Raw genomic sequence first — 19,965 nt, 5'->3', positions numbered from 1 at the left:
ACCCGGCGGAGGCCGCTCCGCGGCGGCCGGGACGGCGCCCGGGGCGTTCCGGGCGGGGGCGCCCGGAGGGCTCGGGCCGCGGGGACCGCCCGGGAGGGCCCGGAGGGCCGCCGGGAGGGCCGAGGAGGCCGCAGGAAGGATCGGGAGGGCCGGGAAGCCGCCGGGAGGACCGGGAGACCCGGGAGGGCCCGGCGGCGGGGCGTCCCGGTCAGGGACGCTCGGGGAGGTCCGGCTCTTCGCAGGGGCCCGGCTGCAGGATGGCCCAGACGATCTTTCCGTACGGGGCCAGGGGCGCCCAGCCCCAGCGCAGGCTCAGCGACTCGACGATGTGCAGTCCGAGGCCGCCGATGTCGAGGGGGGAGGGGTCGCGGAGCGCGGGGAAGCCCGCCCCCGGGTCGTTGAGCGTGCAGGCGACCAGGGTGCCCCGGCGGATCAGCGAGAGCCGGATCGGCTCCTTGGACCGCGACCTCTCGGCCAGCCGCAGGCCGTGCCGGAAGGCGTTGGTGGCCAGTTCCGAGACGACCAGCTCCATGTTCTCGCCCAGTTCGGCGAGGTCCCAGCCGGTGAGGGTGCCGGTGGTGAAGCTACGGGCGGAGTGGACGGACTCGGCGTGCGGGGGGAGCACGAAGGTGGCGCTGGCCGTGACTGCCGATGATCCGGGCAGGAGATCGCGCGCGGAGTCGGGCCACCAGCCGACGGGGGGCCACCAGTCGAGCGCCGTCCAGGACGTCGTCACTCGATGGGGCGCGGTTTGGGCGGACTGCACGATCGCAATCATGGTGCAAACTCCCGTGCAGGTGCAAGAGCGAATGCACGTGCATAAGGTGTGTGCAACCGCTACCGTTACCCCTGATTCGGCAATTCCACAGGAAGGGGATCTTGGTTGCGCCCAGGGGATCTTGGGTCGCAAAAGTGACAGACTGTCGATCAGGAAAGCGAGCGAGGAGCACCACGTGTCCATGGATCCGCCCGGTACCGGTTCCACCGTTCGGCGTATCATGCTCGGCGCGAGCCTGCGCCGGCTGCGTGAGGAGAAGGGGCTCACCCGTGAGGTGGCCGGATTCCACATCCGCGCCTCCGAGTCCAAGATCAGCCGCATGGAGCTGGGCCGCGTCGGCTTCAAGACGCGTGACGTGGAAGACCTGCTCACCCTGTACGGCGTGCTCGACGACGCGGAACGGCGCGGCCTGCTGGAGATGGTCCGCGAGGCGAACACCCCCGGCTGGTGGCACAAGTACGGCGACCTGCTGCCGAACTGGTTCACCACCTATGTCGGGCTGGAGGAGGCGGCGAGCTTGATCCGCACCTACGAGGTGCAGTTCATCCCCGGTCTCCTGCAGACGTCCGCCTACGCGCGCACCGTGATCCGGTTGGGCTACCCGGACGTGCCCGAGGCGGAGATCGAGCGTCGTGTGCATATGCGCATGCAGCGGCAGGATCGCCTGACGAAGAAGGACGGCCCCCGGTTGTGGGCGGTCATCGACGAGGCGGCCCTGAAGCGCCCGATCGGAGGCGGGGAAGTCATGCGTGAGCAGCTCCAGCACCTGCTGGAGGTGGCCACGCTCCCCAACATCACCATCCAGGTGATGCCCTTCCGGTTCGGTATGCACGCGGCCGAGGGTGGTGCGTTCAGCATCTTGCGATTTCCCGAGTCCGACCTGTCGGACGTCGTCTATGTCGAGCAGCTCTGGGGTGCCCTCTACCTGGACAAACGTGAGGATGTCGATCCGTACCTCACGGCCATGGAGCAGCTGTGCGTGGAAAGCACCACGCCTGGGGGCACCGCCGAGATCCTCGGCGACCTTCTCAGAGAGATGTAAATGGAGAAGACCTACAACGGCATGCCCGCAGCCGACCTTGCCGGGGCCAGCTGGCGCAAGAGCCGCTACAGCAACTCGACGGGCAACTGCGTCGAGCTCGCCGAACTGCCGGACGGCAGCATCGCCGTCCGCAACTCGCGTTTTCCGGAGGGCCCGGCTCTCATCTACACGCGTGACGAGATCCGTGCTCTCGTGCTCGGGGTGAAGGACGGGGAGTTCGACAGCCTTACGGTGTAACGCCGTTTTTACATCCGGCCCGCCGGGTTAACCGCGGTGCGCCGATGATGTAACCGGGGGAGCGGGTCGGCACGGCAGAGTTCGAGCCCTAAAGGATTGGGGGCTTGAGACCGTGCTCGACCAGATGACCTTGTATCCGGTGGCCGACGACGTGCTGTTCGCACCGGGTGGGCGCGTCGTGATCCGCACGTACGGCGTCGCCTCGGCGGCCACGGGGGATGGCGTGGCCACTCCGGTGTCCTACCGCACATGGGTCACCGGAGTGCGCGACCAGCCCCGCTACTGGCGCTGGGGCCACTTCGAGGACGCCTGCCACGGTCACCGCAAGGTCCTCGAATGGCTGACCGGCCGGGGTCCGCAGCCCGCCGCCGCAGCCGCCTGAGGCACGTTTTCCGCACTGTACGGGGCGATCCTCCTCGACTAGGGTGCCAACCAAGCATTCGCTTGGGACATCCGCTTGGGTCGAGGAGGCGTCCACCGTGCGGCGAGGCATCTACCTGATCGAAGAGGTCGACTTCCGGCCGATGAACTCCCGCAGGCCGCTGGAGTACCTGACCTGGCTCACCCGCTACAAGAGAGAGGACGAGGCCCTCGACGCGCCCGAGCTGACGCGCGGGCTCTCGATCAGGTCGCGGCAGATCGACCTCGTGGGCGCCTTCTACGCCGTCGGCATCACCGGCCACCCCCAGTTCAAGGCCGTGACGCTCTGGGACTGCCACGGCGGCTGGGACGGCGGCTGGCGCCAGATGATGAACATCTACGACGGCGTCGACGACAGGCTGTTCCTCTCCGACATCGACGACCTGCGCTTCTCGGCGTTCTCCCGGCCGCTCGGCGCCGTGCGCGGCAGCCCGGCGCTGGCCGACATCACCGCCGAGGGCTACGCCGCTCCCTTCTACCTGTTCGAGAGCGCCCAGGTGCGCCCCGGCGCCGCCCTCGACTACCTCGACGCCGTCCGCGAGGAGCGCGCCCCCGTTCTCGCCGACCACGGGCACCGGCCCGTCGGCCTGTACGAGGTGCTGTTCTGCGACACCGAGGTCGTCACCGTCTGGGGCACGTCCCTGGACGGCCACCTCGCCCTCCAGCGCGCCAGGGACGCGGCCCTCGGCCTCGACGACGAGGTCGAGCCGGACGGGCGGTTGCTCGACTGGAGCCGGCGGGCCAGGGACTTCCTGGCGGGCCCGTGGCGGGAGACCCTGCTCGCCCCCTTCCCCGGCTGCCGCCTGTCCCCGCTGCCGGCGGACCCGGATCGGCGGGCGGGGACCGGACCGGCATAGGCGGCGGCCGGGCGGGACCGGCCGCCGCGGTTCACCAGCCGGTGTCCACGGCGGTGGCCGCCTCCTCGCGCTCCCTGGCGCGGCCGGGCAGGAACAGGGCAGCGGCGACCGCCGTGGCGAGCATGATCGCCGCACCGGTCAGCGCGGTGACGCCGAACCCGCTGAAGAAGGCCGACTGCGCGGCGGCGGCCAGCGCGTCCCCGGTGGCTCCGAGACCCTCGGCGACCCCCGCCGCGGCGGGCAGGGACTCGCGCGCCGTCTCCAGGTCCGGACCGGACACGCCGGGGACTTCGGGCAGCGCGCGGCTGTAGGCGACGGCCATGACGCTGCCCAGCAGGGCGACCCCCAGCCCGGAGCCGAGCTCGAAGGAGGTCTCCTGGATCGCGGCGGCGCCGCCCGCCCGGTGGGCCGGCGCGCTCACCATGATCGCCTGGGAGCCCGCGGTGACGGTGAGGCTCGCGCCGAAGCCGACCCCGGCCAGCCCGATCCCCACGACCAGGTCGTTGCTGGAGGCGCCCAACAGCGCGAAACCGGCGAGGGACACGGCCACCAGCACGAAACCGCCGGCCAGTGTGGCCCGGGTGCCGACCCCGCGGACGATCGCGCCGGTCAGCGGGGCGGCGACCGCGCTGGCGAGGGCCAGCGGGAGCAGCAGCAGGCCGGTCTCCATCGGGGACATGCCGCGCACGATCTGGAAGTACTGGGTGATGAAGAACAGCAGGCCGAAGAAGCCGAAGAAGGAGAGCATCACGGCCAGAGCCGCGGCGGTGAAACGGCGGGTGCCGAACAGCGACACGTCGAGCAGCGGGTCGGCCAGCCTGCGCTGCCGCCGTACGAACGCGACGATGACCGCGAGACCGGCGAGGGTGAACGCGAGCGCGGCCGGGTCGGCCGGCCCCCGGACCGCGATCTCCTTGATCCCGTAGACGAGGGCGATCATTCCGGTCACCGACAGCAGGACGCTGGGCACGTCGAGCCGGCCGGGGTTCGGGTCGCGCGACTCCGGCACCAGGGGGACGGCCAGCGCGACGGCCACCACCACGATGGGGATCGCCAGCAGGAAGACCGACCCCCACCAGAAGCGCTGTAACAGCAGCCCGGCCAGGATCGGCCCGATCGCGCTCCCGGCCGACGCCGTGGCCGACCAGATGCCGATGGCCGTGGCCCGCTCGCGGCTGTCGGTGAAGACGTTCCGGATGACGGAGAGCGTCGCAGGCATGATCATGGCGCCGCCCACGCCGCGGAGCACGCGGCAGGCGATGAGGAACTCCGTCGACGTCGCCGAGGCGGCCAGCAGGGAGGCCAGCCCGAAAACCGTCATTCCGGCGATGAACATCCGCTTGCGGCCGATCCGGTCGCTGAGCGTCCCGGCGCTGACGAGCAGGCCGGCCACCACGAGCGAGTAGATGTCGACGATCCAGAGCAACTGGGTGCCGCTCGGCGCCAGGTCGGCGGCGAGCGCGGGCAGCGCGACGTTGAGCACGGTCGAGTCGAGTGCCACCAGCAGCAACCCGCTGCACATGAGGGCCAGTGTGATCCAGCGCCGCCGGTCGCCGGCCGCGGGCCGGGCGGGCTGGGCGGATTCGTCCGGTGCCGCCGGACCGGTGGGCTCGGGGCCCGCGGGGGCCGGATGCGGTCGCCCTTCTGGCATGTCCACCTCCTGAGATGCCATATAGCCGTACCGTATCACCGTACGATTGATCGATCTGGACTTCGGTACCGTACGAAGATACGGTTGGGCCGTGAGTCAGCAAGAGACGCCCGGCCGCCGCCGCCGGGCAGGGGGAACACGCAGGGCCGAGGTGCTCGACGTGGTCGTACGGGTGCTCTCGGAGCGCGGGTACGAGCGCACGCGCTTCAGCGACGTGGCGGAGATCGCCGGCGTGGCGGTCAGCACGCTGCAGTTCTACTTCGGGTCGCGCGACGACATGCTCATCGAGGCCCTGCACCACTCGACGGAACAGGAGGTCGTACGCCTGGAGCAGGCGGGGGCGGAGGCCACGACGCCGTGGCTGCGGCTGGTCGCCCTGGTCGATCGGGGGCTCGCGCCGCTGCCGATCGGCACCTGGCGCATGCTGCTGGAGTTCTGGCACGCCGCGGTGCACGAACCCGAGCTGCGCTCCCACAGCCTCGATCTCCAGCACCGCTACCGGCGGCCCTTCGCCGAGGCCATCCGTGAGGGCGTGGCGTGCGGAGACTTCCATCTCCAGGGCGATCTGGACGACGTGGTGACCGTGATCGTGGCGCTCCTGGACGGATTGATCATCCCCAGGGTCCTGGAACACTCCTATTTCGACAACGAGGGCGTGCGCCGTGTCGCCCTGCGGCAGCTCGCCGCCGTGCTCGGCGTCGACGAAACGCTGGTCGTGGAGAGCGAGAGCATCCCGCACTGACCTTTCTTCCCGGAGGTGGAAACGCTCGGCCCGGACATTCCGGGGTGCCGGCCGTGGCCGGCCGCCCCGTGTGCCGCGGACCGTCACCCAGGCTTTTCCTGTCTTTCGCAATGAGAGCATGAATTTTTCAGGTATTGCACCCGTGTCGTGCGCCGCGATGCGGTCCGGCGCGGCTCGCCGAGGCGGGACGTGCCGCGACGAGCAAGTTCTCGCGGTTAGTGCCTGACCATTTTCCGATAAAACACCAATACGAATAAGAGGGGAACGAGGCGGGCCCGACGACCTGCGCCCGGCCTCCCTTTTGGCATGCGGTCTTCCGGATTTCCGGGAGGCCGCTTTTTGTGGTTTAGTGCTCACATTTGCCCTTGACAGTCAACTGGTGCCTGGTTATAAAGATCGAGGCGAGTCCGAAATGTAATAGGACGCGAAAAGGGTCTAATAGGCGGCTGCTTGCCTTGTTAACCATCATTTCAGAGATTATTTGATTTGATGACTGTTTTGTATTCGGGTGCGGTCGTCGCACCCCGCGGGCCGCCTGTCACGAGATCCCCACCGACAAGCCGAGGAGTGCGGTATGAGCACCAATGACGTGTCACAGGACCGGGACGAGACCACCCCCGAAACCCCGACCCCCCACGACGAGGCCGCGGAGATGGACGACCTCGGTGACCTCGACGACCTCGACGACCTCGACTTCGACCTCGACGAGGTCGAGAACAAGATCGCCCCGCTCGCCCTGGCGGACCTGGACCGGCCGGCATGGTGACCTTCATCGACGACAGGACGCCCGGCCTGGCCGGTGCCACCGCGGTCGAGGTCGACGTCAACAGCGGTCCGGCGGCCTCCTACGAAGGGCTGCGCAGCGCACTCGGCGCGCTGCGCCACGCCGGGGCCACCTTCGGGGACCTCCCGGTCCGGTACGCCGCCGAATGGGCCGAGCTGTTCCCCGGGGAGCGACCCTACGGAACGGGCCCGGCGCCCAAGCTCGCCGACATGGCCCTCGCGCCCTCGGAACGGCGCCTGCACCGCGAGTCCGAGCAGGTCTTCCGGGTGCTCACCGCCGCGGGCGCGGCCCTGTGCCACGGCGTCGCGGAACTCGGCAAACCGCTCGTCCTGCACGGCGCCGGCGGCACGGACCTGTCCTCCCTGCGCGGGTTCATGCGCGCGGTGGAACACGCCCGCACGGTTCCCGACGTCCGCCTCATCATGGTCACCCCGACCAGGGTGCGCCGGCCGCTCGGCGAGCGCGCCGACCTGGCCGCCGAGCGCGCCCGCTGCCTGCGCCGGATGGGCCTTCCCGTCGAACCCGCCCTGCTCACCCCCGACCTGGGAGAAGGCCCGGCGCCCAAGGGCCACGAGGGCGAGCTCTACTCCCGCGCGCTCGACCCGGACAGCTCGGCCTTCGACCGGGTGGCCGCCGCGCTCGCCTACTGCAGGACGGCGTTCTTCTCGGCGAACTGGGAGGGCACGGCCGTGGTCGCCGACGCCGCGCTGGGCCTGCTGGCCGGCGTTCCGGACGGGCGCGTGCCCGCCCTCCTGGACGCCGCCCGCCGCCACGACGGGCAGCCGGACGCCATCGAGTTCGAGCCCGGAGTGCTGCGCACCGCCGCCGACGTGCGCGGCTACCTGTTCAAGGTGCTCGGGATCCAGGCCACCTTCCGCGGGCGCCAGGACGACGCGCTCACCTGCTTCCAGGCCATGCGCGGCGAGACGGAGGGACTCTCGGCCGAGGTGCGCGCCCAGTCCCACCTGTACGTGGCGCTCACGCTCTCCAAGCGGATGAACCGCGTCGGCGACGCGGTCCGCGAGCTGGAGGAGGGATTCGCCGCCGTGGCGCCCCGGCCCGGCGAGCCCGACAGCGTCCGGCGGGAGCGCGGCTGGCTGCACAACCTGCGCGGCCTGACCCACTTCAGCCGCAAGGAGCTGCTGAGCGCCTTCGAGCACGAGAAACGGGCCCTGGCCTGCATCGAAGGGCTCGACGACGCCAGCTCCACCCACCTGCGGATCAACCTGCTGTCCAACGTCAGCGTGCTGCAGGAGAAGGCGGGCAAACACGCGCAGGCGCAGCGCACCTGGGACCGCTTCAAGCAGGCGGCCGGGTCGTCCAACAGCGCCTTCGTCAAACACCACGCCTACCGCGCCGCCGGGCTGGCGCTCCTGACCGGCGACCGGGAGGCCGCCCTGCCCGACCTGGACAGGACGCTGGCGTGCGCGACGGAGTTCGCCGACGACTTCCACGAGTGCGAGGTCCGCCTGGAACTCGGCGGGCTCCTCGCCCGCGACGGGGACCGCGCCGCGGCGGCCGACCACTTCGGGCGGGCCCGCGCGGCGGCCGGACGGCTCGGCGACCCCTACCGCGCCGCGCTCGCCTCGGCCGGCGAGGCGCTCTGCCTCGGCGCCGCCCCCGGGCCCGACGTGGCGGCCACCGCCGCGCTGAGCCTCACCCACCCGCTCCGGGCGGAGGAACTCGCCGCGCGCGTCACGTCCGGCCGCGACGTCCTCGACCTGCTCCCGGTGCCCCGCACCAAGCTCAACCGGCCCTTCGATCTGGTCAACTTCCAGGAGTGACGGTGCCAGGACCTCATGGGCGGTGGCGCCTGTATCCGCGGCTGCTGCTCCGCAGGGCGGGCTTCCCCGTCGACATGCTCCACGACCTGGCCGACGAGGCGGTTCTCGACGCCGCCGAGCACTACCGGCGGCGCGTCGCCCGCTGCGAGGAGGCGCGCGACAGGCTGCTGCAGGAGATCCCCAAGGCGGTGGCGGAGGCCGCCGCGGCGCAGGACCGTCCCCGGCTGCGGCGGCTGTCCCGGCTGCGCAGGGCGGTGGCCCGCCGCCTGACCGACCCCGCCGGGGACCCCGCGCTGACCTCCATGATCACCGAGTACCGGGAGGGCAGGGAACTCCAGGAGGAGGCCGGGACCGCCCTGCGGGAGGCGCTGCGGGCCGAGGCGGCCCGCAGGGACGGGCGGGTCGCCGGCGCGCTGCGCGGCGAACGCGCCGGTGACGCCCTGCTGCAGCTCGCCCCCTCCTTCCACGAGGAGGTCGAGCGCTGGCTGGCCGCGCCCCGCACCATCCGTCCCGCGGCCAAGGACCGGGCCTTCCTGCGCCGGGCCTACCTCTACTGCCAGCGGCTGGCCGCCAAGAACGAGACGACCAGTTTCTTCGGCCCCCTGGTCCACGGCGTGGTGGACCGGGACGCCGACGGCATCGAACTCGGCGCCGAGACCCCGTCGGGCGTGCACGCGACGGAGGCGTTCGTCGCCTTCTGGGCCGTGTGCCGGATCGCCGAGAGCATGGCCGCCGACCCCGACGTGGGCCCCCGGCTGCCCGTCACCTGGATCCCCGCCTGCCGGAGGGAGGGGTCCGCCCTCCGGCTGCCCGACGGCCGCCGGGTGGTGCTCTCCGCGGAGCAACGCGGGATCGTCGAGGCGGTCGACGGCGTCCGCGGCCCCGCGCTGATCGCCGCCCGCACCGGCCAGACGCCGCAGACGGTCCGCCAGGTGCTGGAACGGCTGCGCCGGGCGGGCGCCGTGCGCCTGGTGCCCGAGCCGCCCTCCACCGCGCCCCGCCCGCTCGGCTGGCTCCTCGACCTGGCCGACCGGCACGCGGCCGACACCGCGTGGCCCGGCCGGTTGCGCACCCTGTCGGCGGCGGCCGACCGCTACGCCGCCGCCGCGGACGTGCGGGCCCGCGCGTCCGCGCTGGCGGAGGTCGAGCGGGTGTTCACGGAGATCACCGGCGCCGCGGCCCGCCGGGAAGGCGGCCGGATGTACGCCGACCGCATGGTGGTCTACCTGGACGCCAAGGGCGACCAGTCACCCGTGAGGGTCGGCGGCCGGACCGCCCGCGACTGGGAGGAGCAGCTCGCACCGGTGCTGGACCTCGCGGCCCACGTCGGCGAGCTGCGGCGGCGGGCGGCCGGCGACCTCTGCGCCGCCCTGCTGCGGGAGGCGGGCGTACCCGCCATGCCGTACGACGAGCTGATCAGGCGCAGCCGCGCCGCGGTGGAGCAGGGGCGGGAGGCCGACCACGCCGCGCCGCTGGCCCGCTTCACCGCCGAGCTGGCCCGGCTCGTCGAACGGCGGCGGATCGGGATCGAGGCGGTGCTGGACCCGGCCGAACTGGCCGCCCTGCACCCGCCCGCCCGCACCTCCCGTTTCGTCAGCCCGGACCTGCTCCTGGAGAGCCGTCCCGGCCGCCCCGACCTGCTCGTCCTCGGCGAACTCCACCCGTACGTCTTCGCCTGGGGCTCCCAGGGGCTGTTCAGCGACGACCCGGCCGGCATGCGCGGCGACTTCGCCGCCCATCTCACCCCCTGGGGAGGCGCCGGGCGCCTGGCCACGGTGATCCGGCGGCGGCGGCACAAGGGTCTCGTCGCCGAGTGGTTCCCCGGCCGGTTCGTCGAGATCACCGCGGTCGCGACCGCCGACCGGAACCGGGTGCTGCCGATCACGGACCTCACGGTGGTGCTCCGGGACGGCCGGCCCCGCCTCCGCACGCCGGAGGGCGAACTGGTCCTCTACGCCGGCGAGGACGACCACGTCCACCTGCGCGCGTTCGCCGCGCCCACCGTGTCGCTGCCGCTGGTCCGCTCCGGCGACGCCGCCTTCGCGCCCCGCATCGTCGTGGGCGACGTCCTGGTGCAGCGCGCCCGGTGGTGGGTCCACCGGGAGGAACTCGCGCTCGCCGGACCGCGGCGGCCCGACGAGGTCTTCGCGGCGGTCCAGCGGCTGCGCGTGACGCGGGAACTGCCCAGGTTCGTCTTCGCGCACGCCCCGGGAGAGCAGAAACCCGTCGGCGTCGACCTCGACAACCCGCTCGCCGTCGACGTGCTCGCCGCGCTGGCGGTCGGGAGCGAGCAGCCGGTCGCGCTCAGCGAGATGCGGCCCGCCCCCGGCCGCCTCTGGCTGCGTCACCACGGCCGGGCGCACACCTCGGAGTTCCGTCTGGCGCTGCGCCGGGAGGAGGAGCGGTGAGCGAAGCCGACTGGACCCTGCTGCCGACGCTGGTCGTGCGCACCGCGGGATTTCCCTGGAGCCTCGTCCGGAGCCTGGCGTACCCCGACGCCGGGGCCGTGGCCGAGGAGATCGTCCGCCTGGAGCACGAGGCCGGGGCGCTGCTCGCCCGCCGGCCGCCGCTCGCCAGACCCACCCGCGGCCTGCAGAGCCGCCTGCGCAACCTGCGGCCGCTCCCCGACGACCTCTCCCTCTCCGGCGAGTGGCCGGCGGCCTGGAACGAGCTGACCGGGCGGCTGGCCGAGCTGCGCCACGCGCTGGCCGGCGCCGTGGAGACCGACGCCAAGGCCGCGCAGGACGCGGTGGCCGGCATCGTGGCGGACGAGCGCTTCCTCGACGCGGTCGTCTGCTCCTCGCCCGCGGTCTACCGCGACCTGCGCCGGGGCGCACGCGGGACCAGGCTCCGCCGCCAGGTCGCCTCCTACGCCCAGCGGCTCGCCGCCAAGTGCGAGACGATGAGCTTCTTCGGGCCGATCAACTACGGCCGGGTCGACCCCGGCGCCCCCGCCGGCCACACCTGGGCGGGGCACCGCGACATCCCCGGGCGGCGGGCGTTCACCGCCGCCCGCGTGGGCGACCTGCTCCAGGAGCGCATCCTCGCCGACCCCGGGCTGGTGGCCGGGCTCGTGCTCCGGCGCAAGACGTGGGCCCGCCCGCCGACCAGGGCCGGCGAGGACCTCCTCGCCCGGATCGCGGCCCTCGCGGACGGCCGCCGTACCGCCGCCGAGATCGGGCGGCTCACCGGAGCGTCCCCCGAGGACCTCACCGCCGCCGTCGCGGCCGGCGTGCGGCGCGGCCTCCTCGTGCACGACCTGTGCCCGCCCGCCACGATCCCCGACCCGATCACCTGGTTGCGTGACCGCTCACCGGGCGGGAACCTGCCCGTCGAGGAGATCTCCGGGCTGCTCGACCGCTACCCGGCCTCCCCGCCCGAGGACAAGCTCGCCGTCCAGGGCAGGATCGCCGAGCTCGTGGACGACGGCGGGCGGGCGCCGCAGCCGCGGGAACGCTTCTACAACGACCGGGTCGTCGTGCACGAGGCGGCCGTCGGGTCGCTGCGGGTCACGGTGGGCGGCCCGCTCGCCGCCGACCTCCGGCGGGCCGTGCCCCGGGTGCTCGACCTGCTCGCCCACGACGCCGAGCTGACCCGGGCCAGGACCAACCGGCTGGTCGCCGCCACCCTGGGGCCCGGCGAGTTCGGGCTGCCGGCCGCGATGAGACGCTGCGCGGACCTGGAGATCGAGCGGTCGGACCTGCTCACCCGGCAGATCGCCGACGCGCTGCGCGGCCTGCCCCCCGGCACGCCGGCGGTGGACCTCGCGGACGTCGTCCCGGTGCCGGCGCCGTCCGGCGCTCCCGTGCTCTGCTCGGTGGACGTCATGGTCGCCACCGGCGACCTGGCGGACTACGAGCCGGGCCGCACCCCCCTGGTCATGGGCGACATCCACGACGCCGCCCTGCTCACCCCCTGGGCGCTGCAGTTCCACCCCCGGGCGCCGGAGATCCTCGCCGAGCGGGACGCGGAGATCCGGCGGGCGCTCGGCGACGTCACCGCGGTGAACGTCATCTCGCGCCGCACCACGGGCATCCCGCCGCTGGAATTCCCCGGCCTGGTGCTCGAACTGGGAGGCGTCGCCGAGGACCCCGCCCGGCCCAGGGTCCACCTCGACCGGCTCCGGGTGCGCAGCGACGGCGAACGGGTCACCCTGCACGTGCGGGGCGACGAGCGGCCGCTGCTGTTCCACAACGGCGAGCTGGACACCGCCTTCCACACCGCGCTGGCCCTGCCCAGGATCAGGCGGCCCCGGCCGCCCGACCTCTCCCACGTGCCCAGGCTCACCTGGCGCAACGTCGTGCTGTCCCGGCGGCGCTGGACCGTGCCGAGCGCCGGGATCACCGTCCTCGACAGACCCGGGGACGACGCCGGACGCCTGCTCGCCATGGCCGCGCTCCGCGCCGAGCACGGCCTGCCCCGCACCTTCTTCGCCAAGTCGCCGGCCGAACGCAAGCCGATCTACGTGGACGCCGCCGGCCCCGCGCTCATCGACGGTCTGGCCCGGCTGGCCCGCACCGCGGAGCGGCTGGTCCTCACCGAGGCCCTGCCCGGCCCCGGCGACTGCTGGCTGCGCGACGGCGCGGAGTCCTTCGCGGCGGAGTTCCGCTGCGTCTACCTTCGACCGGCCGGGAGGACGTGATGGGCCCGCTCATCGTGCCGCCGCTCACCGACGTCACCACCGAGGTCGACGCGCCGCCCGGCACGCCGGTCGTCGACCTCAACGAGCATCTCGTGACCCGGCTCTCCGACCCGGCACGGCTCCGCGCGCTCGCCGGCGTCCCCGGCGGCCGGGAGAACGGCGGCGGGGACGCCGGGGAAGGCGCGGGCGGAGGGCTGTTCGCCGCGGCCGCGGCCGCGATCCTCGAACGCGGCGTGTTCGACCGCGCCCGGCTGCGCGCGATCGGCCTGGCCCTGCGGCTGGCGGGCGACCCGGCCGTCCACCTCAGCGTCGACGACCTCGAACTGGCCGAGGGCAGCACCCAGAGCAGCCGGGACGTCGCCGCCGCGACGGCGCGCGCCACGGTGTTCGACCCGGAGATCGAGACGGCCCTGGCCGCGACCGGCGGGAGCCCCGTACACGTGCTCCTCGACGCCGACCAGCAGCTCCCGGCCGCGTTCGCGCTGGTGGCGGCGCTCGGCGCGCGACGGGTGACCCTGTGCGGGCGCTTCGTCGCCACCCACGGCCGGGCGCTCGGGCGCGTCCCCGAGCTGGCCGGGGTGACCCTCGACCCCTGGTCGCCGCCCCGGTTCGTCCGCCCGGAGTGGGCGCCGGGCGGGGAGCGGCTGCGCTGGCTCGACCGGCCCGAGTCCCCCTTCCCGGAGGACGCCTGGACCGGCTGGCTGGACGCCACGGAGGTCACCGGGCTGCCCCCGGACGCGCTCGCCCGCTGCCGCGCGCTGACGGTCACCGCCACCGCCGTCTCCTCGTGGGAGGCGGTGACCGGCATGTGCGGCGCGACGGTCGACCTGCGGCCGGCGCTCGCCGCGCTCGCGCCCGGCACCCCGGTGGCGGTCGAGCTCGTCGTGGGCGCCCCCGGCGCGGGTGACGACGTGCCCGACGCCACGCTCGACCTGCTCACCGGGGACACCGGCCCCGCGCTGGCCGGCCTGCGCCCCTTCCGGATGCCCCGGGACGCGCGCTGGCACGGCCCGCCGGCACGGCCCGCCCCGCCCGACCCCGCACACGACCTGGCCCGGTGGGTGGACCTCCGCTGCCCGCCGGGCACGCCGCCCGAGCGGATCCGCGCCGCCGTCACCGGCGGCCTGGCCCGCCTGGCCGGTCGCGTGGACCTCTACCCGGGGCGGCTCGCCGCCTCCGCCCTGACCGGCGAGCGCGGGTCCGGGACCGGGCTGGGCTGGGATCCGTCCGCCCAGATCGTGGCCGACCCGGTGGGGCCGGACGGGCACGGTCCGGGCACCTTCGCCGTGAACCTGCGCTCCGGACGCGCGTTCAGGCTCCACCCGCGCCTCGTCGCCCCCGTCACCGGGCTGGCCGCGGGGGAACCGGCCCCGCTGGCCGGGCTGGCGGACGGCGCCCGCGCCCGCGTCCTCGACACCCTCGTCCGAGCCGGAGTCCTGAGAGGAAGCTCATGAGCCGCCGCTGGCGCATCGGCCGGGTGTTCGTTCTCCGGCACGCCGGGATGCCGTTCGACTGGATCGAGGGCCTGGGGGCGGGCCCGGAGCTGCTCCGCGCCGCCGACGAGCTGCTCGACCTGGAGGAGGCCCTGCTCGCCGAGGCCGGCCGGCAGGCCGCCGTGCGCGAGGCGGTCGGCCGGTGCGCGCCCGAGCGGCTCCCCGCCGCCCACCGGGCCGGCGGCACCGCCGCGGCCTGGGCCGAGGCGGCCGAACGCTACCGCCACCTCTACCGGGAGGCCGACGAGCGGGCCACCAAGGAACTGCGCCGGGTGCTGGAGCACCCGGAGGTCGGTGAGGCGATCTTCCTGTCCAACCCCGACGCCCACCGCAACATGCTCCTGCCCATGCTCGCGTACGGCGGGGCGCTCAACTCCCGCCACCGGCGGGTGCGCCGCCAGCTCTACACGTACGTGCAGCGGTTCTGCGCCAAGAACGAGACCGTCAGCTTCTTCGGCCCGATGGCCTACGCCGAGGTCCGCCCCGGCGCGGGCGCGGTGCTGCGCGCCGACCGGCCCCGCGTCCGCCGGGTCTTCCTCGCGGGGTGGGCCGCCAGGGAGCTGTTCCGGGCGATCGCCAGGGACGGCCGGCTCCTTCCCGACCTGCGCTTCCACCGCACCGGCCGGGCCGGACCCGAGGACGACGCGGTGCTCGGCGCGATCGGGCCCGGCGGCGCCACACTGCGGGAGCTGCGCGCGGCCACCGGGCTGCCCGCGAAGGAGATCGGGCGGGCCCTGCGGACGCTGTCGGCGTCCGGGGTGCTCGACGTCGAGCTGGGCGGCGGGCCCTACGACCTGGAACCGCTGGCCACCCTCCGCGACCAGCTCGGCCGCCTGCCCGCCTCCGCGGCCCGGCAGGAGTGGCTGGCGCGGGTCGAGGCGCTGGACGCGGGACGGGCGGCGCTGGAGTCGGGGCCGCTGGAGCGGAGGATCGCCGCGCTGGCCGAGCTGGAGGCGTTGTTCACCGCCGTCACCGGGACCGAGGCCAGGCGCGGGGCCGGGGCCACCTACGCCGACCGCGCGGTGGTGTTCGAGGAGTGCGCCTCGCCCTTCTCCCTGGAGATCGGGCAGGAGACCGTCGCCGCCTGGGAGCGCGCGCTCCGCCCGGCCCTGGAGGTCTGCGTCGCGCACGGGCACGCCACCCAGCGGGCGGCGGCCGGGGCGGTCGCCGCCGCGCTCGGCGGCGCCGGCGAGCTGACGCTGCTGCGGTACGCCACCGCCACCGCGGAACTCTTCCGGACCTCGGGGAGCGTCTTCCAGACGGGCCACGCCCCCCGATACCCGGGGAGCGCCTGGCACGCGCACGCGGACCGCCTGCTCGACGCGGCGGCGGAGCTGCCCGGCGACCGGTACGCGGTCATCGACCTGTGCCCGCGCGCCGCCGGCGCCGCCGGACTGCCCTCGGCCGAGCTGGTCGTCGCCCGCACCCACCACCACCTGCAGGTCCGCAGCTGGCTGGGCACCATGTACGGCGACCCCGCGGCCTTCGAGGCCGAGGCGGCGCGGTGGGTCGCCGAGCAGGACGGCCGCCTCGTCGGCCTCGACTTCGGCCGCCGGAACAAGGGCTACTACCGCTTCCCCGGCCCCGAGGTCGCGCTGCGGGCCCCCTCCTGGACGGATGGCGCCCGCGCGGAGCTGAGCCAGGCCGAGGAGTTCACGGTCAGGGTGGACGGGAGCGGTCCGCGGCTGCTCGACCCCCGGGGGCGGCAGGTGCACGCGTACATCCCGCTCAGCGACTTCGTGAAGTACCCGCCCTACGCCGCGCTGTCCCACCCGCAGGTGCTGCACCCCGTCTTCGCCGACGACGGGGACCAGCCCGAGGTGCGCGTCGGTGGCGTGCTGCTCCAGCGGCCCCGCTGGCGGTTGGTCCCGGCCGGGCTGACCCTGCCCGCCCCCGAGGCGCGCTTCCTCCAGCTGCGCCGGGTGGCCAGGAGGACCGGCCGCCGGTTCGTCTTCTGCCGCAGCGACCGCGAGCGCAAGCCCTACCTCATCGACCTGGCCTCCCCGCTCGCGGCCGACCTGGTCGCCCACGTCGCCCGCGACACCGGCGGGCTGAGCGCGGAGGCCATGATCCCGGAGCCGGACGAGCTCTGGCTGCGCGACCCCGAGGGCCGCCGCTACACGTGCGAGCTGCGCATGCAGGTCATCGGACGGGAGACCACGTGATCAGAGTGTTCGCGGAGCGGTCGGTCCGCTTCCGCCACGAGTTCCACCCCGGCGGCGGCGAGCGGCGGGAGGAGACCTTCGCCCACGGCGCCTGCGTGGACGAGCACGTGGCCGCCGGAGAGGTGGTCCACCGCTTCGCCGACGGCGACGACCTGTTCCGCGCGGCGGTGCGCCGGGTGGACGCCGGGGTCGCCGACACCGCGCGGGAGGTCCAGGCCCGCCCGCTCGCCGTGGCCGACGAGGCGACCCGGGCCGCGCTGGCCGAGCTGGCCGGCACGACCGGGGCCTCCCTCGTGCTCGGCGGGTTCCACCAGCACGTGGCCACCGGCGACGAGTCCCGCGCCGCGGACGACGAGCGCCTGGTCCGCACGGTCGAGGTCACCGTCTCCGGCGTGTCCGAGACCGTGGCCTGGCCGGCGGGCGAACCGCTCGCGGCCCTGCTGGGCAGGGTCGAGGAGGCGGCCGGCCGGGCCGCGGAGACGGCCGCGCTGCCGTACGCGGACACGCCGCCGGGCGCCTGCGACCTGGTGCTGCGGCCGGGGCGGGCCGGGGCCTTCTTCCACGAGCTCGTCGGGCACCCCATGGAGGCCGACGTCGTGCACTCCGGGACCAGCTACCTCGGGGCGCGGCGCGGGCGGCGGGTCGCCCCCGAGTGGCTGGACGTGGTGGACGGCGGCACGCGGGCGGCGTCCGGGTTCCGCTCCCGGGCCGACGACGAGGGCACGCCCTGCGCCGAGGTCTCCCTGCTCGACCGGGGCGTCGTCGGCGCCCCGATGACGGACCTGGCGACGGCCCGGCTGACCGGCGACCGGGCGTCCGGGCACGGCCGGCGGCTGGACTTCCGGCACCCGGCGATCCCCCGGATGACGCACACCTGCGCGCTGGTCGCCGCGGGCGCCGAACCGGAGCGCCCCGCGAGCCCCTGGATCGAGCCGTACGGCCTGCAACTGGAGATGATGAACATCGCCACCGGAGAGTTCCTGTTCAGCGCCCGATCCCCGGTGCTGCGCGAGTACGACGGGCCGCCGCGGCGCCTGCCGCCCCTGCTGGTCGCGGGGGACGGCCTGAGCGCGCTGGGCGCCCTGCGGCCCTGCGACGCCGAGACGGCCGAGTACGTCAGGGCGACCCGGGGGTGCGGCAAACTCGGCCAGTTCCCGCTGCTGGTCTCCTTCGCCAACGCCGGCGTGACGCTGCCCGCGGGCAGCGTCACCCTGAGGCCCGGGGGGAGCCCGCGATGATCGAACTGGTGATCCGCACCGGCGGCCTGCTCTCCCCGGCTCCCGGTGGCCCGCGGATCGGCCTGTCGGCCGAGGCCGTGAAGCTGTTCCGGGACGGGGACGGCCGGGTCCGCCGCTCGCGGCGGCTGGCCGACCCGCCCCTCACGCCCGCCTTCGACACGGTCCGCGAGGTCATGGGCGAGACGGCGCGGGCGCTCGGCGCCGCCGGGAACGCCGCGGTGCAGAGCGTGGTGGCCGAGGTCAGGGAGCTGCCCGGCGCGGCCTGGCGCCGCACCCGCGTGCTGGCGCGGGTGGAGACCGTGGCGGGCCCCGTGCTGGCCGGCGCCGAGACGCGGGGCACACCGGCGGGGGAGGGGCCCCGGGCCGCGCTGCGGGACCTGGGGGCGAGGCTGTCCGGGCTGCCGTCCCGTCTGGCGGACCCGCCCGCCGGCTGGGAGGGGCTTCCGCTGGTGCTCGCCCCCGACGTGGCCGCCGTGGTGGTGGGCGGGACCTGGCTGGTGCTCACCTCGCGCGGCGGTCATCGGGCCAGGGAACGGCTGGCGGGCAGGAAGGTGCTCCCCGGGATCACGCTGTCGGACCTGCCGTCGGCGCATCCCCCCGGGTTCCCCGACGACGCCGGCCGACCGGCCGGGGAGATCCGGCTGGTCGACGGCGGTGTGCTGCGCCCCCGCGAGCCCGAGGAGGCGACCGGGGCGCTGCCCGGCCGCGCCGTGTGGGACCACGACAGGGGCGCGCTCGTCCCGGCCCAGGTGTGCCGCGTGCGCGTCGGCGGGGCCGACGCCCCGCCGACGGAGCGGTTCACGGAGCTGGTCTGGTGCGTGGAGGGCGTGCAGCGCTACCGCCCCGACGGCGAGGTCTGGCTGACCTGCCTGGCCAGGGTCTCCACCCGGCCGTCCGGCTGGTTCGCCGTACGCCTCCGCGGCCGGCCGCAGCGGCTCCTCAAGATCAGCGGGGGCTTCCTGGGAGAGGCCGTCCCCGTGTGCACCGACAGCGATGTGACCACCCGCGCCCTGCTCCTGCCCAGCGCGCGCGAACTCGAGGAAGAGGGGAACGGCACCGTTGGAACGCTATGACTTCGCCCTTGTCGGCGGCGGCATCGTGGGCGCCTGCCTGGCCGAGGAACTCGCCGGGGCCGGGGCCTCGGTGACCGTGCTCGACGCGGGCGCCGAACCGGGCCACGCCACCAACCGCGCCGCGGGGGTGGCCGTGCCCTCCCTGCGTTACCTCGCCGACCCGGAGCTGTACGGCTGGCTCCAGTGGGGCAGGGGCCGGCTGGCGGCCGACATCGACCGGCTCGAACCGGCGCACGCCCCGTTCAGCGTGCCCAGCCCCATCCTGCGGGCGCTCAGGACCGTCGACGTCGAGGCGGTCGCCGCCCACCTGGACGCGCCGGGCCACGGCGAGTGGATCGAGGTGGAGAAGCTCGCCTCGGTCGCGCCGGGCCTGCGCCTGCCCGCCGACCGGCACTACCTGTTCGACCGCGCCGGCCTCATGGTCGACGGCCGCCGCTACCTGGCGGCGGTCCACCACAACTGCCTGGCGGCGGGAGTGCGCTGGCGGCAGGGCGTCACCGTGGCGGCCGCGGACGGCGGCGAGCTGCGCACCTCCGCCGGGGCCGTGCACGCCGACCGCGTGGTGGTGACCGCCGGGGCGTGGTCGGCGGCGGCCGGGCTGGCGGGCGGCGCCCCGGTGTACCCGCAGCGCGGCCAGCTCGCCGTCCTGCGGACCGGCGCCGACCTGACCTGCATCCTGTCGTCGGCCTTCTACCTCGCCCCCGGCGTGAACGGCGGAGTCGTCGTCGGAGCCACCGAGGAGGACGCGGGCTTCGACGACCGGTGCACCGTCGCCGGCATCAGCCGCCTGCTGCGCTTCGCCGCCACCGCCATGCCGGAGCTGGCCGACGCCTCCCCGGTGGAGCTGCGCGCGGGCCTGCGCCCCGCCTCGCGCACCGGGCGCCCGCTCGTCGGGCGCGTACCCGGCCACGACCGGCTCTACCTGGCCGCCGGGCACGCCGGGCACGGGCTGCTGTCGGCGCGCGGGACCGCCGAGGGGCTCGCGGCCGGCCTGGTCCGCGACGACTGGGACGCCCTGCCGGAGAGCTTCTGCCCGAGCCGGGCCCTGGAGGCGTAGGC

16 protein-coding genes are annotated in these 19,965 nt (G+C 74.8%); 14 read left to right on the top strand and 2 right to left on the bottom strand.

All coding sequences use genetic code 11. The features are described from left to right. Window positions 1–208: 208 nt before the first annotated feature. Complete coding sequence (locus ABD841_RS35600; protein WP_344980973.1) at window positions 209–766, bottom strand: ATP-binding protein; 558 nt, start codon at window positions 764–766, stop codon at window positions 209–211. A gap of 232 nt (window positions 767–998) precedes the next feature. Here ABD841_RS35600 and ABD841_RS35595 point away from each other — a divergent pair, with 232 nt between their 5' ends. From ABD841_RS35595 to ABD841_RS35580, 4 genes are all read left to right on the top strand, one after another. Then, a complete protein-coding gene (locus tag ABD841_RS35595) occupies window positions 999–1,820 on the top strand; it encodes a helix-turn-helix domain-containing protein (RefSeq protein WP_344980971.1) in 822 nt (273 codons plus the stop codon). Beyond that, on the top strand, window positions 1,821–2,057 hold the full coding sequence (locus ABD841_RS35590) for a DUF397 domain-containing protein (RefSeq protein WP_184542145.1): 237 nt from the start codon (window positions 1,821–1,823) through the stop codon (window positions 2,055–2,057). Between the two features lie 124 nt (window positions 2,058–2,181). After that, the gene (locus ABD841_RS35585) at window positions 2,182–2,439 is read left to right on the top strand and encodes a hypothetical protein (protein ID WP_344980966.1); all 258 of its coding nucleotides are present in this window, start codon (window positions 2,182–2,184) and stop codon (window positions 2,437–2,439) included. A 97-nt stretch (window positions 2,440–2,536) separates the two neighbouring features. Then, window positions 2,537–3,334 carry a hypothetical protein gene (locus tag ABD841_RS35580; RefSeq protein ID WP_344980965.1) on the top strand — a complete coding sequence of 266 codons (798 nt, stop codon included), beginning with the start codon at window positions 2,537–2,539 and terminating at the stop codon, window positions 3,332–3,334. Window positions 3,335–3,365: 31 nt separating this feature from the next. Here the strand turns inward: ABD841_RS35580 and ABD841_RS35575 are convergent, their stop codons facing one another. Further along, window positions 3,366–4,985 carry an MFS transporter gene (locus tag ABD841_RS35575; RefSeq protein ID WP_344980963.1) on the bottom strand — a complete coding sequence of 540 codons (1,620 nt, stop codon included), beginning with the start codon at window positions 4,983–4,985 and terminating at the stop codon, window positions 3,366–3,368. Window positions 4,986–5,076: 91 nt separating this feature from the next. On the opposite strand from ABD841_RS35575, the gene ABD841_RS35570 reads away from it, so the two are divergent. The 10 genes from ABD841_RS35570 to ABD841_RS35525 all read left to right on the top strand — a co-directional run bounded on the left by ABD841_RS35570 (window position 5,077) and on the right by ABD841_RS35525 (window position 19,963). Next, a complete protein-coding gene (locus ABD841_RS35570; RefSeq protein WP_344980961.1) occupies window positions 5,077–5,727 on the top strand; it encodes a TetR/AcrR family transcriptional regulator in 651 nt (216 codons plus the stop codon). 574 nt (window positions 5,728–6,301) lie between these two features. Next, window positions 6,302–6,493, top strand: coding sequence for an ammosamide/lymphostin RiPP family protein (locus tag ABD841_RS40990; RefSeq protein WP_425582097.1), 192 nt, complete (start codon window positions 6,302–6,304; stop codon window positions 6,491–6,493). Continuing rightward, the gene (locus tag ABD841_RS35560) at window positions 6,487–8,295 is read left to right on the top strand and encodes a hypothetical protein (protein ID WP_344980959.1); all 1,809 of its coding nucleotides are present in this window, start codon (window positions 6,487–6,489) and stop codon (window positions 8,293–8,295) included. The genes ABD841_RS40990 and ABD841_RS35560 overlap by 7 nt, the downstream gene beginning before the upstream one ends. Window positions 8,296–8,297: 2 nt before the next feature. Next, window positions 8,298–10,703, top strand: coding sequence for a lantibiotic dehydratase (locus ABD841_RS35555; protein WP_344980957.1), 2,406 nt, complete (start codon window positions 8,298–8,300; stop codon window positions 10,701–10,703). Beyond that, on the top strand, window positions 10,700–12,937 hold the full coding sequence (locus ABD841_RS35550) for a lantibiotic dehydratase family protein (RefSeq protein ID WP_344980955.1): 2,238 nt from the start codon (window positions 10,700–10,702) through the stop codon (window positions 12,935–12,937). The genes ABD841_RS35555 and ABD841_RS35550 overlap by 4 nt, the downstream gene beginning before the upstream one ends. Further along, window positions 12,937–14,391: a hypothetical protein gene (locus tag ABD841_RS35545; RefSeq protein WP_344980953.1), complete on the top strand. Its 1,455-nt coding sequence runs from the start codon at window positions 12,937–12,939 to the stop codon at window positions 14,389–14,391. The genes ABD841_RS35550 and ABD841_RS35545 overlap by 1 nt, the downstream gene beginning before the upstream one ends. After that, window positions 14,388–16,595, top strand: coding sequence for a hypothetical protein (locus ABD841_RS35540; RefSeq protein WP_344980951.1), 2,208 nt, complete (start codon window positions 14,388–14,390; stop codon window positions 16,593–16,595). Before ABD841_RS35545 ends, ABD841_RS35540 begins: the two co-directional genes overlap by 4 nt. Continuing rightward, window positions 16,592–17,833 (top strand): metallopeptidase TldD-related protein, encoded by a 1,242-nt coding sequence (locus ABD841_RS35535; RefSeq protein WP_344980949.1) that lies wholly within the window; start codon window positions 16,592–16,594, stop codon window positions 17,831–17,833. Before ABD841_RS35540 ends, ABD841_RS35535 begins: the two co-directional genes overlap by 4 nt. After that, window positions 17,830–18,906, top strand: coding sequence for a hypothetical protein (locus tag ABD841_RS35530; protein WP_344980948.1), 1,077 nt, complete (start codon window positions 17,830–17,832; stop codon window positions 18,904–18,906). Before ABD841_RS35535 ends, ABD841_RS35530 begins: the two co-directional genes overlap by 4 nt. Beyond that, a complete protein-coding gene (locus tag ABD841_RS35525) occupies window positions 18,893–19,963 on the top strand; it encodes an NAD(P)/FAD-dependent oxidoreductase (protein ID WP_344980946.1) in 1,071 nt (356 codons plus the stop codon). Before ABD841_RS35530 ends, ABD841_RS35525 begins: the two co-directional genes overlap by 14 nt. Window positions 19,964–19,965: the final 2 nt, after the last annotated feature.

The organism is Streptosporangium fragile (genome assembly GCF_039534445.1).
GTDB lineage: Bacteria > Actinomycetota > Actinomycetes > Streptosporangiales > Streptosporangiaceae > Streptosporangium > Streptosporangium fragile.
The sequence above is the reverse complement of the archived record's forward strand: the minus strand, read 5'-3'. Positions and strand labels throughout refer to the sequence as shown.

What these genes read in the sequence shown, in the direction of transcription:
- ABD841_RS35595 (WP_344980971.1), top strand. Translation starts at nt 999, where the DNA reads ATGCTCGGCGCGAGCCTGCGCCGGCTGCGTGAGGAGAAGGGGCTCACC.
- ABD841_RS35590 (WP_184542145.1), top strand. Translation starts at nt 1,821, where the DNA reads ATGGAGAAGACCTACAACGGCATGCCCGCAGCCGACCTTGCCGGGGCC.
- ABD841_RS35585 (WP_344980966.1), top strand. Translation starts at nt 2,182, where the DNA reads ATGACCTTGTATCCGGTGGCCGACGACGTGCTGTTCGCACCGGGTGGG.
- ABD841_RS35575 (WP_344980963.1), bottom strand. Translation starts at nt 4,985, where the DNA reads ATGCCAGAAGGGCGACCGCATCCGGCCCCCGCGGGCCCCGAGCCCACC.
- ABD841_RS40990 (WP_425582097.1), top strand. Translation starts at nt 6,302, where the DNA reads ATGAGCACCAATGACGTGTCACAGGACCGGGACGAGACCACCCCCGAA.
- ABD841_RS35560 (WP_344980959.1), top strand. Translation starts at nt 6,487, where the DNA reads ATGGTGACCTTCATCGACGACAGGACGCCCGGCCTGGCCGGTGCCACC.
- ABD841_RS35545 (WP_344980953.1), top strand. Translation starts at nt 12,937, where the DNA reads ATGGGCCCGCTCATCGTGCCGCCGCTCACCGACGTCACCACCGAGGTC.
- ABD841_RS35540 (WP_344980951.1), top strand. Translation starts at nt 14,388, where the DNA reads ATGAGCCGCCGCTGGCGCATCGGCCGGGTGTTCGTTCTCCGGCACGCC.
- ABD841_RS35530 (WP_344980948.1), top strand. Translation starts at nt 17,830, where the DNA reads ATGATCGAACTGGTGATCCGCACCGGCGGCCTGCTCTCCCCGGCTCCC.